The organism is Halovibrio sp. HP20-59, from assembly GCF_033052795.2.
In the GTDB taxonomy this organism is placed as follows: Bacteria; Pseudomonadota; Gammaproteobacteria; order Pseudomonadales; family Halomonadaceae; genus Vreelandella.
In genome coordinates, this window is sequence record NZ_JAWJUW020000007.1 from 165233 (window position 1) to 187544 (window position 22312).

At 52.5% G+C, this 22312-nt stretch carries 20 protein-coding genes; 9 read left to right on the forward strand and 11 right to left on the reverse strand.

The features are described 5' to 3' along the window. The first annotated feature begins 362 nt into the window (after positions 1-362). The 8 genes from RZA33_RS10660 (at position 363) to RZA33_RS10695 (ending at position 11160) form a co-directional block, all read left to right on the forward strand. Positions 363-734, forward strand: a complete 372-nt coding sequence (locus RZA33_RS10660) for a hypothetical protein (protein WP_240720375.1) — start codon at positions 363-365, stop codon at positions 732-734. Between the two features lie 323 nt (positions 735-1057). Next, positions 1058-2458 (forward strand): DNA cytosine methyltransferase, encoded by a 1401-nt coding sequence (locus RZA33_RS10665; RefSeq protein ID WP_317507711.1) that lies wholly within the window; start codon positions 1058-1060, stop codon positions 2456-2458. Positions 2459-2667: 209 nt separating this feature from the next. Then, positions 2668-3759 (forward strand): toprim domain-containing protein, encoded by a 1092-nt coding sequence (locus RZA33_RS10670; RefSeq protein ID WP_185858948.1) that lies wholly within the window; start codon positions 2668-2670, stop codon positions 3757-3759. A gap of 541 nt (positions 3760-4300) precedes the next feature. Next, positions 4301-4954 carry an ERF family protein gene (locus RZA33_RS10675; RefSeq protein ID WP_185858947.1) on the forward strand — a complete coding sequence of 218 codons (654 nt, stop codon included), beginning with the start codon at positions 4301-4303 and terminating at the stop codon, positions 4952-4954. Positions 4955-5025: 71 nt separating this feature from the next. Then, on the forward strand, positions 5026-5481 hold the full coding sequence (locus RZA33_RS10680; protein WP_127061361.1) for a metal-dependent hydrolase: 456 nt from the start codon (positions 5026-5028) through the stop codon (positions 5479-5481). Then, positions 5478-6497, forward strand: coding sequence for a conjugal transfer protein TraF (gene traF / locus RZA33_RS10685; protein WP_127061359.1), 1020 nt, complete (start codon positions 5478-5480; stop codon positions 6495-6497). The genes RZA33_RS10680 and traF overlap by 4 nt, the downstream gene beginning before the upstream one ends. Next, positions 6497-8056 (forward strand): conjugal transfer protein TraH, encoded by a 1560-nt coding sequence (locus RZA33_RS10690; protein WP_127061357.1) that lies wholly within the window; start codon positions 6497-6499, stop codon positions 8054-8056. Before traF ends, RZA33_RS10690 begins: the two co-directional genes overlap by 1 nt. Next, positions 8056-11160: a conjugal transfer protein TraG N-terminal domain-containing protein gene (locus RZA33_RS10695; RefSeq protein WP_127061355.1), complete on the forward strand. Its 3105-nt coding sequence runs from the start codon at positions 8056-8058 to the stop codon at positions 11158-11160. Before RZA33_RS10690 ends, RZA33_RS10695 begins: the two co-directional genes overlap by 1 nt. 29 nt (positions 11161-11189) lie before the next feature. Here the strand turns inward: RZA33_RS10695 and RZA33_RS10700 are convergent, their stop codons facing one another. The 10 genes from RZA33_RS10700 to RZA33_RS10745 all read right to left on the reverse strand — a co-directional run bounded on the left by RZA33_RS10700 (position 11190) and on the right by RZA33_RS10745 (position 21350). Beyond that, the gene (locus RZA33_RS10700; protein WP_113270628.1) at positions 11190-11534 is read right to left on the reverse strand and encodes a hypothetical protein; all 345 of its coding nucleotides are present in this window, start codon (positions 11532-11534) and stop codon (positions 11190-11192) included. Between the two features lie 84 nt (positions 11535-11618). Then, complete coding sequence (locus RZA33_RS10705; RefSeq protein ID WP_179917333.1) at positions 11619-11870, reverse strand: hypothetical protein; 252 nt, start codon at positions 11868-11870, stop codon at positions 11619-11621. Positions 11871-11879: 9 nt separating this feature from the next. Beyond that, a complete protein-coding gene (locus RZA33_RS10710; RefSeq protein WP_101146467.1) occupies positions 11880-13550 on the reverse strand; it encodes a type IV secretory system conjugative DNA transfer family protein in 1671 nt (556 codons plus the stop codon). Beyond that, positions 13547-13960 (reverse strand): hypothetical protein, encoded by a 414-nt coding sequence (locus RZA33_RS10715; RefSeq protein WP_035561844.1) that lies wholly within the window; start codon positions 13958-13960, stop codon positions 13547-13549. The genes RZA33_RS10710 and RZA33_RS10715 overlap by 4 nt, the downstream gene beginning before the upstream one ends. Positions 13961-14537: 577 nt before the next feature. Continuing rightward, entirely contained in the window at positions 14538-16625 is a 2088-nt protein-coding gene (locus tag RZA33_RS10720; RefSeq protein ID WP_158414226.1) for a conjugal transfer protein TraN, read from the reverse strand. Positions 16626-16760: 135 nt separating this feature from the next. Then, positions 16761-18128, reverse strand: coding sequence for a hypothetical protein (locus RZA33_RS10725; RefSeq protein ID WP_035561851.1), 1368 nt, complete (start codon positions 18126-18128; stop codon positions 16761-16763). A gap of 1 nt (position 18129) precedes the next feature. Then, positions 18130-19107, reverse strand: a complete 978-nt coding sequence (locus RZA33_RS10730; protein WP_317507712.1) for a type-F conjugative transfer system pilin assembly protein TrbC — start codon at positions 19105-19107, stop codon at positions 18130-18132. Then, positions 19092-20099 carry a TraU family protein gene (locus tag RZA33_RS10735; protein WP_035561855.1) on the reverse strand — a complete coding sequence of 336 codons (1008 nt, stop codon included), beginning with the start codon at positions 20097-20099 and terminating at the stop codon, positions 19092-19094. The genes RZA33_RS10730 and RZA33_RS10735 overlap by 16 nt, the downstream gene beginning before the upstream one ends. Next, complete coding sequence (locus RZA33_RS10740; protein WP_035561858.1) at positions 20096-20797, reverse strand: hypothetical protein; 702 nt, start codon at positions 20795-20797, stop codon at positions 20096-20098. Before RZA33_RS10740 ends, RZA33_RS10735 begins: the two co-directional genes overlap by 4 nt. Further along, on the reverse strand, positions 20775-21350 hold the full coding sequence (locus RZA33_RS10745; RefSeq protein WP_317507713.1) for a hypothetical protein: 576 nt from the start codon (positions 21348-21350) through the stop codon (positions 20775-20777). The genes RZA33_RS10740 and RZA33_RS10745 overlap by 23 nt, the downstream gene beginning before the upstream one ends. Between RZA33_RS10745 and RZA33_RS10750 the strand changes: the two genes are divergently transcribed. Continuing rightward, positions 21349-21891: a hypothetical protein gene (locus tag RZA33_RS10750; protein ID WP_008957427.1), complete on the forward strand. Its 543-nt coding sequence runs from the start codon at positions 21349-21351 to the stop codon at positions 21889-21891. The two genes, RZA33_RS10745 and RZA33_RS10750, sit on opposite strands and share 2 nt — an antisense overlap. A 5-nt stretch (positions 21892-21896) precedes the next feature. On the opposite strand, the gene RZA33_RS10755 is transcribed toward RZA33_RS10750, so the two are convergent. Beyond that, on the reverse strand, positions 21897-22232 hold the full coding sequence (locus RZA33_RS10755) for a DUF2274 domain-containing protein (protein WP_008957428.1): 336 nt from the start codon (positions 22230-22232) through the stop codon (positions 21897-21899). Positions 22233-22312: the final 80 nt, after the last annotated feature.

The window sequence follows — 22312 nt, forward strand, 5'->3', positions numbered from 1 at the left end:
TACGGCGTGATCTCGGCTGAACGTGCCTGCCGTCTTTGCTGGCGTGTCCGCTTTGGGTCGTTATCGGAAAATCGAGATTCCTCATAATTCTTAAGCTGACAGTATCTTAATCAAAAAAGGCTGTCACGGTTTATAGATTTTCACGCGTTTCCCACCCTCCTACCTCTGGCCTACAGTTATCAATCGCTCACGTATATCCGATCTCTCACTACGCACTCTTATCGAGGTGCATGGCCATACCGATGCAAGGAAGTAGGAGCCCTTCCCCCTTTTTGGTACCACGGAGTCTTATATATTGTGTCAGTGGCTTCCCTATCTCCCCCTGAGACCTGCAATCCAGCAGGAATGAGAGAGAAACGATCATGGAACTGACTAAATTTGACGGCTTTGCAATCTGTAGTGACACCGTGACAGGTTCACATGGCGACTTCATGATCACAGTGTTGCTCGGCCATGATCCAGATGTGACACCGAACTGCTTTGATACCTATTCAGGTTCCGATAAGGAAACCTGGGCAGAGAATAAGTGGTTCTTCGGTGTGCTCAAGGCCAAGGTCGAACTGAAGGTAGGTAGCCAATCTGTTCTTTTGGACGATGTGGCAGCTGTACTGGGGGGTATTGAGGTCAACAAGACCGAAAATAATGCTCACCTTGACGTTCATGCTCGTGAACTTGCTCAAGATGCTCTTGAGCAGGGAATAGAGATTGTTGAACAGATCAAGACCGCTGCGTAGTACATTCAACAGACCCTTCACTTGTGAAGGGTCTTTCACATTCAGGCTGAACCGATCGCTGCTGTGCAACATTCCCCCTCTTTCTCTGACATCCGATAAGCGGATTTCTAAGGTTATCTATGCAGTGTCCCCCCTTAGTGCGTTGATGACAATGGCAAGGCATCAGGACTATCTGTGCAACATCCCCCCCTCTTGCCCTGGGCCTGATACCAGGCGCCAGTTTTCTTTGTGTGCAGTATTCCCACCGGCCCAGTTTTGGGTCACCTGGTCCCCTACCTCCTTTCGAGACCTGTATTCCGCAGGAATGAGAGAGGAGATTGATCATGGGCAAGAGCACTGTGATTTATACCAAGATTGGTGAGCACCGTGGTAAGCAGCGTCTGTGGCTAGAAGGTAATCGGCTGGCGCGTACTGGGATCACACCAGGGCAGCGCTTCAACCTCGTTGCCGGCCGTAAGAGCCTGACCCTGCAATTTACAGAAGATGGTGCTTACAAGGTGTCGCGCAGAAAGCGTGGTGAGGTCGAGTTGCCAGTCATAGACATTACGGCAGGTGAGCTGGCGCAAGCGTTGGGCAAGGTAGAGAGGGTGCGTGTCGTCGTCAGGGGGAATCGTGTCGACATCACGATTCATCACCATGATCTTGCTGAATCTGATCGTATGGGTCGGCTACTGCAGTCCCTGACCAAGGGTGAGCCGCTTGAAATTGGTTCGATTGCACACGGTGCTGGAGTGCTTGATCACGCGATACATACTGGCCTTGCTGATGTCGGAATGCCCTCGCGCCTAGCCTTCGCTAATGAGCTGGAAGGTGCTTATCTGGAGGCATCATTGGCGAACAATCCTGTGTGGGACGAGGATAGCATTGCGATCCAAGGCCCGATGGAGGAAGTGGAGTGGCACAAGCTGCCGTTCATTCACCTCCTTTGCGCGGGTTTGCCTTGTACCGGGGCTAGCCTGTCAGGACGTGCGAAGAACAAGCTGGATCGGGCAGAAGCGCATGAGACAGCAGGTAGTCTCTTCATCGCTTTCATGAATGCAATCCAGACTTTGCGCCCTGCTATGGTGCTACTGGAGAATGTCCCGCAGTACCAGACGACCGCCAGCATGACGGTCATTCGCAGCGTGTTGTCGAGCATTGGCTATGACGTGCATGAGACCATTCTGGATGGGTACGCGATGGGGTCACTGGAGCGGCGCAATCGGCTTTGCATGCTCGCAGTGAGTAAAGGCATTGAGGTCGATCTCGAAGCACTGGAGCCTGTACGTCAGCGTGAAACATTAATCGCTGAGGTATTGGAGCCGTTTCAGGCAGTCCAGGATCGCTTCAAGCCTTACAGCTACCTTGCCGACAAGGAAGCCAGGGATCTGGCCGCGGGTAAGGGCTTTCGTCGTCAGCTGCTCGATGGTTCAGAGGGAAGCCTCGGCACCATAGGGCGTGGTTACTCGAAGGCGCGCTCAACTGAGCCGTTTCTCCGACACCCAGACGATTCTGGCCAGTCGCGACTATTGACCAAGGCAGAGCATGCCCGAGTCAAAACTGTCCCTGAGATGCTTGTTCAAGGGCTGTCTGAGACTGTCAGCCACGAACTACTGGGCCAAGGAGTGGTTCATTGTGCATTTCGCGCAGTGGGCCGCCTCATTGGCAACTGCTTGCATAGTATTGGTGAGCAGGACAAATATGCCTGGCAACAGAAGTGGCACAAGACGCATTCCGCGGCTTAGCCACACACTGAACTACTAGGCATCCTTCAAGCCCCACTCCGATCAATTGGAGTGGGGCTTTTCTCTGTTTAAGACTACTAACTGCCATTGTTTCGCATGCGGAACATTTATATTTGGTGGCAGTGTCTCCCCTACCTCTCCATAGCCGTCACTGGTCGCCCTATCTACTTGTGAGATCCGGGTGACCGGAAATGAGAGAGGAGCAGATCATGAGGAATAGTAACAAGTACGAAATTGCTGATGTGAAGCGTATTGCGGAAGGTCAATGGGATACTGTCTTTCAGGCACTGTGCCCCGAGCTGGAGCATGCACTTGCCCACCCGGGACATCACATCGATTGCCCGATACATGGTGGTAAGGAAGATTTCCGTCTCGATCGCGGTTTCAAGCAACGCGGTACGGCCATTTGCACTTGCGGTAACTGGGATGGTTTTAGCCTGCTCAAAGAGCTGAAAGGCTGGTCTCTTCCCGAAATACTGGAACAGGTCATGGGGGCTCTCGGTGAACAATCCGTTGAGCCGCTAGCGCCTACAGTATCTCGGCCGCCCCCACGGACGGTTGAGGAAAAGCAGGACATACGGCCAACGCTGCGCAAGCGCTGGGAAGAAGCTCTACCCCTGGGAAGGGGCGAAGGTCGCTTCATGCTGGCGAGCTACTTGCAGTTCCGCGGGTTGCCTGTAAAGCCGATGCTTAGCGTTCTCGAGACGGAGGCACGCCTCCACCCTAGGATGGCCTACATCGAGAAAGGCAAAGTGGTTAGCTACTACCCTGCACTGATAACCATTGTCAGGGATGCGGCTGGAAAGCCTGTCACGATGCATAGGACGTATCTCAACCGCACAGAAAATGGTGTGGTTGAGAAGGCGCCTGTGAGCAAGGCTAAAAAGCTGTTCCCTGTGGTGAAGAATGGTGATGTCCACGGTGGTGCTATTCGACTAGGCACAGCTACAGCCGGCGTTATCGGTGTGGCTGAGGGCATTGAGACCTCGCTAGCTATTCGGGCTGCTACGGGAATGCCTGTCTGGCCGGTACTGTCAGCTTCCCTAATGAGGTCGTTCGAGCCGCCTGAGGGTGTCACGGAAGTCGTTATTTGGGCTGATCGTGACCTACCCGACAGGAAAGGACGTAAGGCTGGTCAGGACGCAGCGGAAGTGCTCCAGGCTCGGCTTTTAGAGAAAGGGATTCGAGCTTCGATAAAGATCCCTGATGCACCCAGCTCAACTGATGTGAGCGTTGATTGGGCTGATGTGTACACCAGTAGTGGGCTCACGGGATTTCCCCGCAAGAGCAAAGCTGCTTAACCCTTCAAACCCTTCTGACATCCATTATCAGGAGGGTTTTTTCATTTTCAGCATGATGGGATTCGGGAGGAAGGATGCATTTTTATATATTCGCTGAATCTGTTTGGGTCAAGCAGCTACTGATCACTTAGGTCATTTCACTCTACCTCGCTTGAAGCGCATTCCTGTGGCATTGGCGCTTTTTAGCGTGGATAGCATGCCTCCGGGCGGTGATTCTGTGCTCAAGGCTCTGAGCACAGAGTCCAAAGTTACCGCCCTATCTGTCATTCCATAACCAGCCTTGCTTTTATTATCTGTTATTCGTTCTGAGACCAAGGTTATATGGGGCCTAGGGAATGATTCTAGTTCCCTTGCGTGGTGCATCACTTCTCCCTACTTTCTTTTAAATTAAACGTTTGTTTGATCTATCCGCTGGATCGTGTCACTTCCGCGGGGTTGCCACTCCTCTCGGTAATCTCAATACCACCTCCCGTTTGTCTGTCAGTAGCGCCCCTACCTCTCATGAGACCCCGATACCTGGGGGATGAGAGGAGAGCACGTTATGAATCGCAGTGACTCGATCGCCAGAATCGGCAAAGCCCTGGCTTCAGTGCAGGCTGAGCTTGGTGGTCTGATCGCACCGGATTCTACGAATCCGATGTACGACAACCGCTATGCAAGCCTCGCAATTATAATCGGCAGCATTCGTGCAGTCTTGAATAAGTTTGAAATTGCACTGGTTCAGGCACCTGTGCCCGGAACAGTGGGGGCTGTGGTGATGGAGACCATGCTCATTCATGGCCCTTCTGGGGAGTACATTGGCTCTTACTGTGAGATGCCCGTTGAGACCCTTGATAGCCATGGTGTGGCGTCAGCCCAGACGTATGCACGTCGCTATGGGTTGATGGCTCTTCTAGGCCTTGCTCAAGGCCCGGACGATGATGGAAATGCTGCCAATAACGCCGCTGTGGAATCCTCAGTGCTTCTCTCCCAAGGAGAGCCTGAGCCATCAGAGCAGCGGGTATCGAACGGTCACCGTTTGGCATCGCCCGAAGCGATTCTAGCGGAGATTGAAAACTCAGATGTTGAGCGATTGGTTTCGGCCGAACGCTGGGTCAATAGCGCTCAACTGGATGCACACCTGTCAGCTCGGCTCAAGGGAGCGATCGCACAGCGACGCCGAATTATCCAGCGACAGCAATCCCAACATGCTTAACCTTCCATAGCCCCATCCCTTTGTGGAGTTGGGGCTTTTTCGCGTGCATGACACAGGTATTTGGAGGCAGCTTGACCGGGAACGCTCATCGATTATTCGGCCTGGCGCTTGGCGCATCGGCTGGTGCGATTATGACCCCCTTTTATGGTGGGATGTCTGCGCTGGCAGTGGCGGCGATGGCGCTGCCTGGATCAACGGCACCTGACTGGCTGGAGATCCGCATTGGTCCAGCCACGCTCATACCCCATAGGACTGTGACCCACTGGTTGCTCCCTTGGCTAGGGCTGGCAGTGGCATCAGCCGTTTGGCTACCTGATGCGCCATTGCTTGCCGCCCTTCTCTTTGGTTTCTCGGTTGGTGGGCTCTCTCACGTCATTGGAGATGCTGGCACCCCTTTGGGAGTGCCTGTGTGGCACCCCGCCAAACGCCATTCCCTGAAGCTGTGGGATGGCGGCACTTCAGAATTTTGGCCCGTGCTGTTGGCCTGGGCCATTGCCGCGATATTGATACGGAGCCTTGTGCTATGAAACACATGACCGCTGGCCCTTTGCCGGCGCCATTTCTGCAGCTAATGCTGGCGCTTTTGCTAACGCTGAGTTGGACCGCTATAGCCCAGCCTGGTGGGGACCGAGGGCAAGCCTGTCTTGATAGCAATAATGCTCGCGAATGCGGTTGGTTCTGGGGGCACTTAGATGATGATGAGGAAGAAGAGCCCGAAGAGCCCCCAGTCGAGATACCGATGGCCAAGGCGTCTGAAGAGGAGCTGGATTGTACGGACCCAGAACAGTGGGAGCCCTCTTGTGGTTTTGTCGACCCAGAGGGGAGCTTCGAGTTTCAAGCCAAGCAGCGCGACATGCTGCTTAACCAGTCTGTGATGAACCCCAACAATCCAGAGACAGTCGAGGCCTTTCAGCGGTATATGCGATGGGCCGTCGACCAAGCCATCACAATGTCGAGGATGTGGGAGTGGAATCAGATCCAAAACCAGGACCTCAACCCCCTCGTACATAGCCCCGTCTCCTCCTTTGGGCTTCGTGCAGCGTCACGAGCACGCGATGGCAAGCGCAACGCGGTCATGGAAGAGATAGATGACCAGAATGGGTTTCTCGTCTGGTTTACCCGGTCTAGCTGCCAATTCTGTCATGACATGCAACCAGTTATGAGGCAGCTCGAACGACGTACTGGGCTCACCATTTACAACGCCCCACTTGATGGGGGGTGCATGCCAGAGTTCTCGAACAGCTGCGATACCACAGGACGCTCAGTAGAGGCTGCTGGCCACCTTGCCGTCGAAGCGGTACCGGACCTCTGGCTTTACCTGCCACAGGATGATCTTTGGTTCCGCGTCTCCAGTGGTGTTGAAGCAGCGCAGCGGATTACCTCGAGGATTGAGGTCTTCTTTGGTGCTATCCAACGAGCAGCAGAAAAGGGCCTCGAGGCGGTTGGTGATGGCACGAGTCCTCCCGTTGATTTCAGCGTCCCCGACATGCTGGAACGGTCATCCGGTGGCCTCGGCGCCGGCATTCCCCAAGGAGTTGAGTAATGTTCTCCAGAAACAAATTGGTAACCATGGTGGCAACAGCCGTGATCAGCGGAATGTCGATAACGGCTACCACAAGCCTGGCTGAAGCCAACGCACTCGAAAATGCGTTTGACCGGCTATCCAGTGCCGGAGGCGGCTTCAGTAGCTCAAACAGCGCGGCGTCGTTTGAGACCAGGACACGGCATGGATACACGGCCGGGGGGTTGACCATGCGGTTTTCTCAGAACCGCTACTCGCTAGTCAACATGGACCCGCCGCGGCTAGACGTAGGCTGCAATGGCATCGACGCGCATTTTGGTGGCTTCTCCTATATCGACAGTGAGCAGATCCAGCAGATGTTGGAGCAAATCGCCCAAGGGGTTGTAGCCCTCTCCTTCCAGCTCGCGCTCAAACAGCTCTGCCCTATTTGTGGGGATGTGCTTGAGTTCGCACAACGCATGGCACAGGCGGCGGCGAAACTATCCCAGGACAGCTGTGAGGCTGCTACCGCACTGGTTGAGGGGTTCCCTGACTACTCCGGCGAATTAGGGAATCTATGGTGTAGTTCGGTAGGGATGTTTGAGGGCGTGGAAAGTGACTGGCTGGCAGCCCAGCAGGACACTTGTGATAGCAAATCGGATTCGGGCCGCGAAGTGCGAGACCACCTCAGCAACAATCCCGGGGATCGCGCACTGGCCTTAGAGCTTGATGGCAACCGCACATGGCTAGGCCTTCAAGAAGCAGGTATTGCCCCTGGGCGAGATGGCAGCAACAACATGGGGGCAGAGAACAAGATATTTGCCGAGCTATTGATGAGTTGGATTGGTACTGAGGTTCGCAACAAAGGGGGTAGTGGCGACTCGAACACCTTTTCGCCAACCATCGAAACTGCCGATGCGATGCTGGACATATTCCTGTGCGGAAGTGATAAAGCCTCGCCGACCGTCATTGAATACGCTGACTTCGTGAACAGCTTTTGCGAGGACAAGGTATGGTCAGGCGCCTCAGGCCAGGCCGCCGAGATTTATACTTGTAGCAACAGTGATCTGAGAGACTGTTGGAACCCGAACAAAGCAAAGGTTGAGGATATATCACTAGGCCACGGCTTTTTGACCACGGTGATTATGGAATTGGAAGGTGCGGTTAAGAACGTTGCCAGTGGCACCCCGCTGACCGCTTCTCAAAAGGCCATTATTGCTGCAGCGCCCTTCCCGCTCTATCAAGCAGTTAATGTTGCAGCGACCTACCCGGACCTTGCCTACGACCTAGTAGTTGGTAACTCGACCATTCTGTCTTACATGATCTCCATTGAGTACATTCGCTATGCCGTCCAGGCAACGGCTAAGACATCGATGACATCATCCTTGCCGGGTGAGATCTTGCGCGAATTCCGCGAGGCCCAGAATGAGCTAGTTGTCATGACCTCCCAGAAGGCTCAGCAAATTAACCTTATGGCTGAGACTCAGGAAAACATAATGAGCCAGGTTGACAAGATCAACCGCGCCACGTTGCGAAATCTTCATGCCATGGGTCTATCCGGCATGGATTTCGCTCGTGATATGGCTCGGGAGGTGGACTGATGAAATGGCTTGTTCCTGCCCTTGTAGCTATTGGATTGGTCGCTGTTCCGGGGCTAGCAATCGCAGAGACCATGACGCCTGCAAGTGGTGACACTTGGACATTTTATGGCTATGGCAATGGTTATGCGCTGGCGCAAATACTGGAGGCGATTAAACGCCTGACTGACCCTGACTCAAACCCTGGGTTCAGGAACTTGGCGCTGTTCTTGGCGATGGCCGGCTTCCTTGCGATGTGCTTTACGGGAATCCTGGGTGGAAGTCTGCAAAAGGTGGCCATGTATTTTGCCGGCATGATTCTTACTGTCTACATGCTGTTCTCTTTGAAGGTCGATATTCTTATTGAAGACATGGTGTGGGATGGCGTTGGGTCGCCCCAATTCATTCAACGAATTGAAGGCGTTCCGGCAGCCATCGGTCTTCCTGCTGTTGTCATCTCAGAGATAGGGATGTGGGCTACAAACGGCATTGAAACTAACTTCACGACGCCAAACTTCGAGAATCTACGTATTTCAAAGGGGGCTCCCGTTGGCATGGCGGCAAGCATGCTGAATGACATGAAGAAGATTCGCCTGACTGATCCGTACCTGCGATCAAGCATTCAAAGTTTCATGAATGACTGTGCGTTGCCGAATATTTTTAGCGGCAAAATCTCCCCGGTGACGCTAATTACCTCACAAAATGCATGGGGGGTTTTAGGCAATAACCTGAACCGGGCAGTTTATACCGTCGTTTATGACTCGACCGATCTAAATGGTGGCATGCAGGCTTGTGACGAGGCCTACGCGAGCATTGACAACCGTTTGCAGACTGCAGCTCCCGCGTTATTGAACGGCATGAGGGAAGCATCCCCTTTCTGGCTTCAGCAGGCAGCAGGATCAACAGCGCTCGCACAAGCCGCTTTGGATGATTCGTTTCGCTGGGCTTCAGGTGGGAGTGCCGTTCAGGACGCCACAGGGCTTGCCACACAAGCCGCAATCGCAGAAATGTACTCTGGCACCTATGAATACGCAGCAATGGCCACAGGCTCCAACGAGCTGATCTCAGCCTTGAATATGGAGCAGGCTCGACGTGCCCAGCAATCTGGATGGTATAGCACAGCTATTCTCTTCCGGGATATGGCGGGCTATTTCTTCGCTATCCTTCAGGCATTCGTGATTGGGCTGGCGCCGATTGTGTTTGCTGCGGTGCTGGTCCCCGGCTTAGGCAAGAAGATGGGCACCTCGTATGCCCAGGTGATGACCTGGCTCATTTTATGGTGGCCAGGGCTCGCAATCGTGAACTACATCATGATGCTCTATTTCCAGGGTCAGACAGCGGGATACCTCGCTGATGGTCTCACCATGGCCAATATGAGCGCAGTTAGCGATATGTCGGACAAGATGGTAATGGCCTCAGGTTTTATGTCCACCTTAGTACCCGCCATCATGTGGGGGTTAGTATCTGGTAGCGGTTACGCCTTCACTTCTGTCCTGGACAGGGCATCTGGTAGTCAACAAGCGGCGACAGCAGCGAACAACATGTCTACAGGTGCAGCCTCGGCTGGCCAGGTAAGCATGAACAACGCGAACATGAATGCTCACCAAACCTCTCACCGCTACAGCTCTGGGGAAGAGGTATCGGCACACCATGTCGGCGTTGGGGCATCTCAAGTTACGAATATGAGCGGGCAGGATACGAACGTAGGCCTAAGAGCGGCAGACATGAGGGAGAGCCTATCTAAGTCGCAGGCATTTAGTGAAGCGACCCAGAGAACAGAAGAAGCGAAACAGTCATTTAGCCAACAATCCCAGAATATGATGACTGATACCTTCAGATCGGCTACCCAATACGCCCAAGACCAAGGGTTTGTAGCTGACGGCTCGGTTGACTGGTCAAGGATGTCTCAGGATCAGCAAGGGCAACAATATATGTCTGAGCTGTCTGCTACTAGGCAAGTTATGGAGCAGGCCGGATTATCGGAAAGGGAAATTAATGATGTTACTTCGCATGCGGCCGGAAAGGCCTCAATCGAAGCTGGGGGTAAAACAGAGGTTGGTCTTTCACTTAATGCGGGTGCTAGCGCTTATGCAAGGACATCTGTACAGGGCGAAGTCGGGGTCCGTGGTTCAGACACTAGCCAAGACACGACCGAAGAATCTATGAGCCTGAGCCAATCAGATACTGGGAAGCTATCTTTCTCTGAAAATGGTGCAGTTCAAGTTGTAGGTCAAGACGGCAGCCGATATTCAGAAAAAGTATCCCAGAGCGAATCTCGACAGGTACTTGAGGGGCGGGTCGGTGAAGACCGCGCCTCTATGCTCTATGCGGCCTCAAACGATTATCAGGAAGCTGTCCAGGTTCAACAGCAAGCACGCGAGGAATATGTTGCAAGTCGCAGTGGCTCGATCCCTACTCCCGCCAGCCCACAGACTATTTCGGCTATGCGTAGCGATGCCAATGATCTACGAGGTGAGGTTGAACAGCGACAGAATACCGATCGTGCTGAAGTTGCCGGGCGTGAGAATGCTGTAAGTGGCAGTGTCGGCGCAAATACAAGCGATGTGGGCGCACGAGCAGCAACGGCAACTGAAGTCACCACACCGATAGAGAGAGGCGGTGTAAGTTCACTATCGGTTGATTCCAGCGAACGGCTAGGGACGATCCAAGGTAATGCGCAAGCGGACGTTGAAAGGCCAGATGCTTATCATGTGATCGATACAGGAGGTAGCTTTTCTGTCGCTGATCGTAGGGCGATCGATGCCGCTGACCAACAAAATGCGGATGCTCTCATTACCGGAGGCGAACGATCCAATATACAGATCGGAGATGACACCTTCGTTCCAACCTACTACGAGAACAATCAGGCAGTTTATGCTGTTGAGCGTGAAGGAGGGCATGCATATTACACGTATGGAGGGGATGGCGAATTTGAGTCGGCCAGCTCTCCTATGCCGTCTACTCAAGAGCAAATCGATTCTCAGGCCAATAATGGCTCAACCCAGAATGCTACGGCCGCTACGATCAATCGCGGCCAGGTGCGTCGAGGTTCTGAATCAACGGAAGAGCCTTCCCCTAACCAAGGGTCAGATATTGATCCGCGAGAATTAATGGGCACCCGCCCATAAGAAAAAGGCCCCTTGCGAGGGGCCTTTCTTCATGCATTTTTAATGATCCGTTTGAACCTCAACATCGCCCTGGTCTGGAATATAAGAACCAGAGCATACCCTGCCCAAATAAAGGGAAGCACTTTGCCAGGGGCACTATCCCATGTGAAATAGGTAAATATTAATAGGCTTGGAATTATTACTAAGTTCACCATCAGAAATACGTATATGTTCTGTTTGGCTCTCCACCTAGCGGCACGTACAACATCTTCTTCTTCTGCACCGATCAAGTGTTGAAGCTCATTGACTACGAAAGAACCCTTGGGTTTCCGGGCGGCACTTTGGCGGGCTGCGATCGCACGTTGGCGGCGAGCTTTGCGATTATTGTTAGCCATTTCGACCTCCCAGCGATCGACGCAATTACCTTACTGTTGTGTAATAATACCATACGACGATTTCAATCGTACAGCATGAAGCGGCTATTTTCTCATCTTTTCTGCTGGGTCAAAGTATGAGCGCTTATGACATAAGTGGATAACAAGGTCGATATGGGCATGAATTATCGTCTTGGCAAGCCAAAGAATATATCCCCCAGCGAATTTCAATACCTCGCCGGTTCCCTTGGATATAATGTCCATGAGCGGCCTAAAGACTTCTTTTACTCCCGGAAGAATTCCTAAGAGCAACATAGCGAAAATGGCGATTGTCGCCCAAAATAACACTGTAATCATAACTACCCCCTAAACAGTTGCTGTAAGAAACTCGTTTAGCCGTTCCTCGAAGTTAAGCGCCTGTTTGTCGGCAGGCATCTTCATCTTGCGTTTTATTACCTTAAATGAAGGAATGTGTTTGGGGTAGTTGATCATTGGCGTTCTCAAATGATACATGCGAGCGCCCATCATCATGACCGCTTGCCCCATATCCATGGCTCTCAATTGATCCGGTGTTACCCTGAACTCCTCAACTTCGCGCCAGCTTTCACCCATGCCGCCGCCATCGGACATGCTGGATTGTGGGGTGGTTCTCAAATACTGCGCACTCTCTCCCTGGTTAGCCGAGACTGAGACAGTACGTTGAAAACGCTTGGTTTTACCTAGTATTTCTGCGGCCTCTTCAGGGCTGTCTTTCGCACCGAACTTGAAGAATATTTTGTTCCAAGTGTTCTGTATCACGATGTCTGCAAAGTCTGGCGAGACTCGATTAAGCTGGCTGAAGGACTGGAAGGCTGGAATCAGTGCGATATTGGCCGATCGCGCCTGCTCGAAGAGACGCCCTACCCCTTCCATTACGTAAGCACCCATTTCATCCAGAAGTGCGATGAAATGCTCTGGCCTTTCGCCCTTGGGTAAATCCTGAATGTAGGCAACAGCAGAGCGAATGTCCGAGACGATCATTTTCCCTAGGTTGAGGGCTGCGGTGTCCTTTCCCATCGTCGGAAGCGAGACATAAAGCATGTGGCCCTTACGAATAATCTCGGTAAGCACGATTTCCGGGGCATAAACGTTGAAGACCTTTCCAAACTTACCCTGGGCGAACAGTGCAATCCGGCCTGCCATCCCGCCCAGCGTTTGCTTCATGCGGTTGAGGTCGATTTTTGTCCCTTCCTTGGTACGGGTACGGAACTGATCGAGGAAGATCGATAGCGCCCTCTTCTCAGGCCCTTGAGGAGTCATTCTCTCCAAGTTTTCAAGGGCTCTATCGGACTGCAATAGAATTGATAGATCTCCGAAGTGATATAACTGACCGGAGGCTTGCAGAGCGGCAATGATGACAGTGAGTGCATGATTGGCGGATTGCCTGTAGTGATCGGCGCCTGGATTGTTCTCCGCAGAAGGAATGAGGTTCATCAGCCGCGATGCCACCTCATCAGGATCGCCGTGGAGAACAGGGTTATAGGTATTGGCGTTATCGGGGTCTGACACGTCGATAATGTAGAGTTCATCTTCGCGGCCTGTCACCTTGGCCATGTACGCTAGGTGATCCCGAGTGTCCCGATCGATCTTGGCGTCAATGAATAGCCATCCGCGCCCACGCGCAGTTTGCTGCCAGAGGATATATTCACCAAGAGTAGTCTTACCCACACCAGACTGACCCACGATCGCAGTGTGTCGCTGCCCGAGGATGTCGGGCATGTTGATTCGAGTATTTTTGTCGGTGGTCAGGCCGATATGTAAGGAAGGCCCCTTATCATCTACTGGCTCGTCTGAAGGCAGCACGAAGCCCTCTCGGGAATCCTCGTCGTACTGGCGCAGCTTGGCCATAGCCTGGCTCCATGTGAGCTGCGCCATCCCCAGCGAACCCAGGACGCCAGCAGGCCATGCTGGGAAGGTGCCGACAGCCCAAGGTGTAGCGGCCGCAACGCCGGCTGCAATGGCGGTAAGTGCCAGCGCATCCATTCTGCCGGCTATCATGGGCAATCCTCCAGCGTCACGCTATCAGCACGGAACATCCCGGCTGCCCATGCAGAGGGGGCGATGTAGCTACGGCTGTCGGGCAGCGGTGCCTGATGGCAGCGAATCATCAAAGATGAGCTGTCGTCCAGAGGATGAAGGCTTATGAGGTGTCCTGGGTAGGACGCGAAGACTAGAACTCCGATATAGCCTTGGGGCAAATCTTCTGGTGGATTGCCTCCAAGGTTCAGCGACCAGGCATTGAGCCAATCTAGCTGGCTGGTCACCATAAGCGACTTGCTAAGTAGCGCGCCAGCATCATGACCGCCGTAAAGCTGATGCGCGGGTTCATTGGCGCCTTCCTGAGCATTGGCAAACAAAGGCATGGTTGTTGCCACCATGATCAGCGCAGCCTTGAAAAGAGTTTGCATTATTTGTTGTTCCTATCAAAGAAGCCACTGGGCAAACGATCCCTGCCACCAGCCCCACTAACGCTCGGTAGCATGTTGTTGGGTAGCGATCTTCCTCCTGGAACAAGCGAGTCAAGAAAGGAATGCCACATGCTATATTGAAATTGCTCGGTATATGCATTGCCTGAAGTAGTCACGAACGTAATCCTGCCGGTATAGACAATACTTCCATGAGGTGTAATGGCACCCTCCTTATTGCGGTGGCCATACGTATGGTAGGCGGGTGTGCCAGGGGGCACTGTGGTCGGACTTGAGCCGTCACCCCAGTCGACAACTGCTTTTTCAACTCTTCTAACGTTCTGTCCACCGTTCTCAAAGGACGTATAAGTGAGCGATACATCTAGCTGGGTTTCTAGGCCTACATACCCATTATTGGGCGTGAACATGAAAGGCCTCTGCCCCGCGTTCTGCACAACTTCCTCTGAACCGGCTGCACCCGATGCCAGCGCTTCAGCTTGGGCAGTGATTCGGTCTACTGGGCTCCCGAAGGAGCCAGTAGATGCCAATACCATCACCACACAAGTAGCTTGAATTAAAGCTATCTTGCCCATGTCTGGTTGAACTCCGATTGTGCTTTTTCCGACAACGTTTCCACGTACTCCGAGAAATCCATATCGCCGAGATCAAGTGCAAGGAACTCGTCAATAGTGAACCCGGTGCAGTCTGGCTTGTACTGACGATCGTAAGTTGTGGAGGCCTTTGTCACACAGCTACCCAAAACCTTTAGCATGCACGGCTCGTATTTCTTTTCTGAGTAGGTGTACCAAGGCTTAGCTGTAAGATTGACTTCAATTGAAGCTCTAAACTCACATTCCTCAACGGAACATCCACCAGTGAGAGTCACTGGTGGACTGTTGCTGACATAGTTATTCAAATTAGTAATGTCATTTTGGATGTTGACTTCATTCCACGCCGCATTGTCATAGCATTCATATGATGAACCGATACACATGCGCAGCCCTCTGGAAGGGGATTCTGAACCTAGAGGGTTTGTATATGCCTCGAAGTGAACATTGTTATGCGCCCAAGAAAACTCGCCCCAGCCATCATTAGGAAAATTGATTGGCCACTTCATATCTAAGGGAATGCGCATCTGACCACCAGCGCCAGCTTTCCAAGCGTGAACTTTGTATTCACAGCTGCCATCTTCAAAACACCCACCTTCTACAACCGAATATCGGTTGATCGCACGGGTGTGATGATCCTCTGCTGCTAAGCGATGGGTTTCCCAGCCTGGGCTAAAGCCATAAACAGGGTGATCAGGCGGTGCCCCGCATGACGTTTCAGAGCAGACCGCTGCATAAATGTCTGGGCTTGAAGGGCAATCGTATCCAGATAACATCGAATTGGTAAAGCCTTCATCGGTAGAGCATTCCTCTTTCCACTGCCAGAACCGCACTCGATTGCTGTTGGCATTTAGCTCGTTCGACCATCCTCCGGCAGAATTGTAAAAAGGAAACTCAATGCGCTTGGTAACAGCTCCACCTGCGTTTTGCGAAGCCAACTCGGCAAGCTGTTCTCGACCCTGTTCTTGAATTATTCTGGCAAGCATCGAGTCAAACTCGCACCAGCGTTGGTATCTATCCACCTGAGTTTGGGTGTTCGCAATCGACCATGGCCTTGTCCAATGTGCGCATATTTGCTTCGCGTAGGACATGTCACCTTTCGCAGGCGCGTTGTAAATATAATTTGCGAACGTGCATAGCGTATTATTGGTGGGAACAAAGCCGGGTGTAACTTGGACGGCTCGTTTCGCCATGCGAGCAGCAGCAAGCTCTACATCTTCGAGGTCACAGTAGTCAGCACCGATTCCTGTAGCCATAGAGATAAATGAGCTGGTCAAAACGACATCTTCTGGGTCTTCCTGACAGCATTGCATGTGCTCAATAGCATTTAGAATGTCTGCCGAAGCAGTGCCAGCCAAGACAGCTCCAAGCGGTCCTCCAAAATACGTTGCCAAAACGGTTGATACGGTTGCGTTAAATTCCATCATGCGGCGGAAATCGCTTGTAATCGCTTTGCACTCGCGCTCCATGCCAGAAAAGATCCGCATGTTTTCATCTAACCCACCCTCGGCAGCGATCATGTCCATGACACCTGCCGCTGCAATAGCGTCTGAGAAGGCGCCTTCATCATCGCTAACTTCAGGCATAATTTCGTAGGAACTAGGATCGCATTTCCCATCTTCGCGACATGTATATGTCTGTTCCTGCCGAACGCATAAACCGTCTTGCTTTCTGGTGCAGTCGTAGCTCGTTATGTTGCAGTTCGGGTCGTTATTGCAACGTGGTGTCTCGCCGATGTAACAGCGCTTAGTTACTTTCTGGCCGACAATATTTCCAGAAGCATCTTTTATATCTGTCCTGCTTATATCTGGGCCACAGCCATACGAAGTGTCGGCACTACATGTAGACTCGCTCTTTTGCCATTCTTCGATCCAACTGTCAGGAAGAATGCGTGAATATTGCGAATAGGTCGCTGGATATGTTTCTCCAAACGTGTTTACCAACTTCCAGTCATCATCGTTCTGTAGTGCTTCGAGATTGCAAGTGTGGCTATATGGATCGCCGTAACATCTATAAGTAACGGCATATTCCCAGCACTCTCGTCTGACTGTTTTACCCATTATCGTTCTGGGGGCAGAATCAATACATGTCTCTCCGACCTTGTAGCACTCTTGGTAGTCGCTTAAAGCCCCAAAGGTAACCTGGGGTATTATTAGGTAGATTAATAAAGCTACTAAATGAATATATTTCATAGTTTATAACTCAGGCCGTCTGCTTTCTAAACCAGTACATTCATCGATCACTCTATCTGTGAATTCGATTCTCATTGGTATAGGGAAGCTATTTGAACCTGCATAGCTTATGTTCTTGCAAGGGTTTTCAAAGTAAGCTGTGACATTGCAGGTAGTGCCATTACAGTTCTGCTCGTAAGCTACTCGAAAACATTTACTACCGCTAAAGTCCTCTATAACAGTTGTTTTAGGTACAGTAGTGTTCAAGCCGCCACTGACAACATTTGAGTGAGGGCCTGTATGACGTGAACCATCTGACTTCTTTACCGTGTCATAGACAACTCGGTAGCCTTGGTCTTGGCAGTAAAAGTTATATCTGAGGTAATCGACGCAGCTAGGGCAGGGGTCGCTCGTTATAGTTAAAAGGTGATCGCCATTATTACATGTCGGTATTTTTATTCCCGTCACCTCAAGTTTTCTAGCGCAGCTAAACTCTGCGGAGTCTCTTCTTACCTCACACTCCCGAGATTCAGGCTCACAAGTAACGAGTCTTGTTGGTATATCGACCACGCAGGAATCGGTTGTGATTTTATCCGGCTTGCATTCTCCACCAGCATTGATGTCAAGAAAATCAATTGTCCTTGGGTCGTTGGGGTCACATGAAACTGGAATATCACCTTCACTGAAAAGTTGGTTTATTTGATTGCCGAGACACTTTGAACGATCATCAGCAAAGTTGCTGCCACGTTCAAAAGTAGGGTTGTCGCGAACATCACTAATTGTATTTGACGGGTGATTGGGATCTTGATTGACTCTATCATTCCCTTTCTGACGCATATCGTTGCCGCCCCATGCATCCCCGTGAAGTTGGTGCATAGTCATGGTGCAAGACGATGAAGAACATTCAGCCTCGACTCGATATGCTCCGTACAGGTTGCCTCCGCTGAAGGCGGCTTCTCCCCCGGTCGGTATTTCTCTTGTGACCGTGTAGCGGTCCTCGCTACACCGTATCCCCTGAGTTAGTGCGTCACATACGGACACACTGATCCGCTCAAGCTCACCATTGTCGCTTTGTTCACACTCTTCGACCAAAACTCGAATGCCGCCTGCAGTGAGGCGAGCCCCGTCGCGGCATCTAAAGTTCCGCTGCTGTTTCTGTTTAACTTGAAGCCCCACCTCCCCTCCAAGCTCGCCAGAGGTTTTTGTATCCTCAAGACCCAGGCTCGATGTAGCTGAACGGAAGGCATTGTTTGGGTTGAAATCTCGAGCCCAGGCTCCCCCAGCATTCATTCCCGCTTGGTTAGGGGTGGCCATTGCCACGTCGCTCAAGGGCGCGAGGGCCGCAAAAGCGGCCCCCATGGCAAACAGTTTTAAGCAAGAGCCCTTCGGCATGTCACTCCTCCCAGAGATGATCAATATTCTGTCCCGCGGGACCAACGGCCGGCCCCATTGGCGTGTCGTAAACTTCGCGATCAGTGCCTTGATAGCGCTCACGGAGTCGTTGTGCGTTGCGCTCAGCTAGCTCGTCGCTCATCGACTCCCACTGTGCTGACGCAACGCCTCCCTGCTCAGGAGCGCTTTCGGCGCCCTCGCCCTTGAGCGCATTGATGTAGACCTCGGCATTGCCGGCACCGCCTTTGTTGAATTGCTCTAAGGCATATAGGGCAGTTACTGACCCTTCAGCCTTCCAGTAATTGTCTGGGTTGCCCTTAGGGCATCCCTGGTACTCGAGCTGCTGACCATCGATTTCGCCTATTTGGCGCTTGGCGGTCTGACACACGCCCATGGGATCTTCCTTGGCAAGGACAATCGTGGGCACGGTTTCGATCTCGTAAGTATCGAACAGTCGCGGGTCGATCTGGATCGGTGCTGTCATGCCTCCAGGACGTAGTACCTTCAGCAAGCGCTCCATGGTGAAGTCACGGAGCGTCATACCTGGCTCTACTCCACGCAGAACCAGCTCGCCTCCTGCTCTGGCTGCATCAAGCGCATAGCTACGAATCAAGCTTTCGGGCATTGAAAATGAGATGAAGAAATACAGTCGATCCTGTTCACCTAGGTCTAACGAATCCCTCAGTGCTTGCCATTCAGCGGCCATTTCAGGGTCTGCGATCCCCCCGGTCTGACCTTGGGCCCGGACGTTTCCTAGCATCTCAGAGCCGGCTGCTTGGCCAGATGTTGATCCGCTTGTGTCCGCCCCCATCGCCTCCAGGATTGCCTCAGGGCTCTTCTGGCCATCGAATAGGTCAGTAAGCGCCTGTGACCCTTGAAGAGCAGAGAAAGCGTCTTGGGCGGCTTCTACGGTTGTTTGTTGGCTTAACGCAGATGTGCTGAATAGCGTCAAAGTAATAGCGGTCAGAGTGCGCAGCATTGCTTACCTACCCAGATCAAGAATGCGGAATCAGTACGAACAGCGGTGTTGGCGGGAGGCAGCATCCCCCAGCGGAACTCGGACATTCCAAGAACAGCAGTTTGGTTGCTGGCAACAGGGGCCACCGGGTCAATACGGTATTGGCTGCGAATCATGTTCGGCAGGTAAACGGATTGGCATTCAGCCCAAGGGCCGGTCGTTGATAACAGGCCCGCCATGCGTGTCTTACGCTGCATGTACTTGCCAAGGATGTGGAGATTCCCACCTTGGGGGGAGCTGTGAGTGGTGCTTGAACCAGTGAGGGGATACACGACGCCCTGAGAACCCTGACACCAGAACATCATGTCTAGGGGGCGACCCGCTGCAGAAGCTACGGCGTCAGGGATGCACGAGAGAGCACCAACTGGATTGGCGAAGAGAGCTGACTCTGGAAATGCAATGGATGTCCAAGTGTCATCCTGCCAAGTGGCGTCGACCTCAGTGAGGTCTGCAAGGTTAAACCCGGAGGTATTCATGCACCCCAGCGAACTCATCATGTTGAGTACACTGAACAGAGGGTAGATATACCAGTGGATTTGCATCCTGGTAACGCTGCTATCTCCACGTCCCGAGCCATACGTTTGGTTAGAAGTCAGGGAGTCGTATCCGGTTAGTACCTGCGTGCCACCGAGAGTCGACATACAGCCAGGTGTTCGCGCCACTTCAGCGAGGAACGTTGGTTCCCAGAACGTCATGCCGATACCTGGCATGTCGATGCCATAGGGCCCAGGACACAAACAGATTGGGTCCATGTGCATAAGGGAAGGATTAGACCCACCCCCCATGGAAATTCCAGCTACCGTTACCGGAAACATGTTGTTCCAGTTCGGGTCGTTGATGGGATTGAAAATCTCTCCCCGACATGCGGCAGAGCCCGATAACGGGGATGCACTATAGGCGCTCCCCGTTGTGAGAGCTGCAACAGTCAGAACAGAGAGTAGTAACCTCTTCATGGCAGGTGTTCCTCGAGGGTGGTGACATCGTAGGGATAGGCGAAATGGGTCACTTCGATTACGTCAGGATGACTGTCCCGAACGCCAGCTAAAGAGGGGGTATGCGTAATGCCCAGCCGATCGAAATGCCATTCCTCTGCGAAGTACACGGCTTGGCCAAGATCAGACGCCAAACTGCCTGGATCTCCTGCTGTGACGATTACTGTTAGGTTGGCTGGGTGGCGGGCCTTTAACGTCATGGCCAGTTCACGCTGATCATCGGCTCGAAGATCAACAACGAGGAGCCAGTTCTCTGGCTGTATGTGCTTGAGGGGGTTGACCTTGGTGCCGGCCTCATAGATGACTCCCCACTGGTATGTACCATCGGGTTGCCGCTTCAAGGCTTCGATGTCTTCACCTAGCGTATAGGACGGATCTACGAAGTGAGTTTCGGTATGCTCGGCTATCGGGACGAACCAATCGGGGATGTCTCTCGTATGATTTTGAGCTTGCCCTGCTAGGTGCTCATTAACGGAGTCCCAGTCGACACCATGCGCCTCTGCCACGATCGCCAGCCGCATGTCGGGCTCTACGATTTCCCAAGTCGGGCCAAGTACACCTAGGTCCTGATCAGAGGCAAGTGCGGTAGTGGATAAAGCAGCTCCTAAGAGTGCTACCGATAACGCGGCAATTTTACTATACTGTACTACGGTTTCCATGTTTAAGACGTTCCAATCTGCGGTATACGCTGCGCTCGGTCATGTTCGCTGCGGCTGCGATCTCAGCGGGCGAAAGGCCTTCGCAGTGAAGGGCCAACAAGTTTTCATGAGACAGCTCAGTTCGAGCTGAGCGTTTGGGTAGGTCGATGAGGTGCGCTGAAGCCATCGAAGTGGTCTCAACGAAAGCCTCAGGGTCAATGTCGATTTCGTCGTTGAACTCTTCAGTGAAACCAGGGATCTGTTCAGCCATCAGATCAAACTGCTCAGCCCTGGGTTCGCTATCAGCCTGACCGGCTTTATGAACGGTCACTGGTAGGATGGTATGGCGGCGCCATGTGCTGACCGCGAGGAAAGCCGCCTCACCAGCATATTTCATGATCGCATCATGGGAATACGAAGGGTCATATTCCTTAGAAAACCAGGCTACGTATATTTCCTGTTTCATGTCCTCCTGCCATTGTCTGGGGATATGCAAACGGGCTGCCGTCCAACCAATAAGTCGCTGCATTTCAGAAGGCGGGTGACTTGCCAAATATTCATAGAGGTTAGCCATGCGTAACGCACTCCTGAACGACCTGATCAACACGCTCGAGAGGCATGGCTGCGAAATTAAGGTCAGCATTCCGACAACCCGTGGTCGTGTTGAGCGCAGCAAGACCGACAGTGACTTGGCTCGACGTATTGCTACTCTGCGAGACAATTACGGCATGACATTGGCCAAGGTCGCAGAGCACCTGAGCGGTAAGCTCGAATGTTCGATTTCTGTGGCATCCATTCACACCTGGACAGGGGGAGCGGTCCCTAGGAAGGTGGCCTATGACAAGGTGCTTGATGCCCTTGATGAGGTCATGGCCGAGCACGTCGCTATTGAAGGCGGCGCTTGGGTCGATTCCAAGGAGGTCAAAGCTACTGTGGATCGCTGGATGGAAGTGATGACCCCACGCCAGATAGCCGTGGCTGCTGACGAGGCTGTTACCTCTGTGCGCAGTTGGGCCACAGGCAATCACCGTGTTCTGCGTACCAAGTGGAGACGAGTTGTTCCCCTGGTTGAACAGATGTGTGAGATCATCAAAGCACAGCATATCGAGACCTAGTGCCCTTATGCTTGATGTTGTTGCTCACGCTGATGGCTTAAAGCCTCAGCGTGAGGTTCGGCCTCAGCTTCTCCAGCTAAGGAGTTAGTTCCAGCGCCTAGTTCCTGCTGTTTCGCCTCCTGTTTTTTCTTTCGTTCCTCCTCCCTCACAAACCGCTTGAATTCACGGTCTCTGTCCATGACATTCGTGAGCATCAGGTCGACCAGATCGTTATTGGCCACTTTCTCGCCGAATGTCTGCTGGTACAGCTCCTTGTACAGCTCAAGCCGACCGAGGGTTGACTCTGGTAGCTGCAACGGGAATTGTTTTTTGGGGTCGTGCTCTATGCGTCCGATGAGCATTGCTTACTCCTGGGTTATGATGTAGCGATGCAATCTTGCCGCTGTCCGAGCGGCGCTGGATAGGCAATAAGTATTAGAAT

Bases quoted from the DNA above. Each gene is read 5' to 3' on its own strand.
- RZA33_RS10720 (WP_158414226.1), bottom strand. From the start codon at position 16,625: ATGGGTAAAACAGTCAGACGAGAGTGCTGGGAATATGCCGTTACTTAT.
- RZA33_RS10695 (WP_127061355.1), top strand. From the start codon at position 8,056: ATGAAATGGCTTGTTCCTGCCCTTGTAGCTATTGGATTGGTCGCTGTT.
- RZA33_RS10745 (WP_317507713.1), bottom strand. From the start codon at position 21,350: ATGGCTAACCTCTATGAATATTTGGCAAGTCACCCGCCTTCTGAAATG.
- RZA33_RS10670 (WP_185858948.1), top strand. From the start codon at position 2,668: ATGAGGAATAGTAACAAGTACGAAATTGCTGATGTGAAGCGTATTGCG.
- RZA33_RS10665 (WP_317507711.1), top strand. From the start codon at position 1,058: ATGGGCAAGAGCACTGTGATTTATACCAAGATTGGTGAGCACCGTGGT.
- RZA33_RS10740 (WP_035561858.1), bottom strand. From the start codon at position 20,797: ATGGAAACCGTAGTACAGTATAGTAAAATTGCCGCGTTATCGGTAGCA.
- RZA33_RS10730 (WP_317507712.1), bottom strand. From the start codon at position 19,107: ATGCTGCGCACTCTGACCGCTATTACTTTGACGCTATTCAGCACATCT.
- RZA33_RS10690 (WP_127061357.1), top strand. From the start codon at position 6,497: ATGTTCTCCAGAAACAAATTGGTAACCATGGTGGCAACAGCCGTGATC.
- RZA33_RS10675 (WP_185858947.1), top strand. From the start codon at position 4,301: ATGAATCGCAGTGACTCGATCGCCAGAATCGGCAAAGCCCTGGCTTCA.
- RZA33_RS10725 (WP_035561851.1), bottom strand. From the start codon at position 18,128: ATGCCGAAGGGCTCTTGCTTAAAACTGTTTGCCATGGGGGCCGCTTTT.
- RZA33_RS10710 (WP_101146467.1), bottom strand. From the start codon at position 13,550: ATGATAGCCGGCAGAATGGATGCGCTGGCACTTACCGCCATTGCAGCC.
- RZA33_RS10715 (WP_035561844.1), bottom strand. From the start codon at position 13,960: ATGCAAACTCTTTTCAAGGCTGCGCTGATCATGGTGGCAACAACCATG.
- RZA33_RS10735 (WP_035561855.1), bottom strand. From the start codon at position 20,099: ATGAAGAGGTTACTACTCTCTGTTCTGACTGTTGCAGCTCTCACAACG.
- RZA33_RS10755 (WP_008957428.1), bottom strand. From the start codon at position 22,232: ATGCTCATCGGACGCATAGAGCACGACCCCAAAAAACAATTCCCGTTG.
- RZA33_RS10700 (WP_113270628.1), bottom strand. From the start codon at position 11,534: ATGGCTAACAATAATCGCAAAGCTCGCCGCCAACGTGCGATCGCAGCC.
- RZA33_RS10705 (WP_179917333.1), bottom strand. From the start codon at position 11,870: ATGATTACAGTGTTATTTTGGGCGACAATCGCCATTTTCGCTATGTTG.
- RZA33_RS10660 (WP_240720375.1), top strand. From the start codon at position 363: ATGGAACTGACTAAATTTGACGGCTTTGCAATCTGTAGTGACACCGTG.
- traF (WP_127061359.1), top strand. From the start codon at position 5,478: ATGAAACACATGACCGCTGGCCCTTTGCCGGCGCCATTTCTGCAGCTA.
- RZA33_RS10750 (WP_008957427.1), top strand. From the start codon at position 21,349: ATGCGTAACGCACTCCTGAACGACCTGATCAACACGCTCGAGAGGCAT.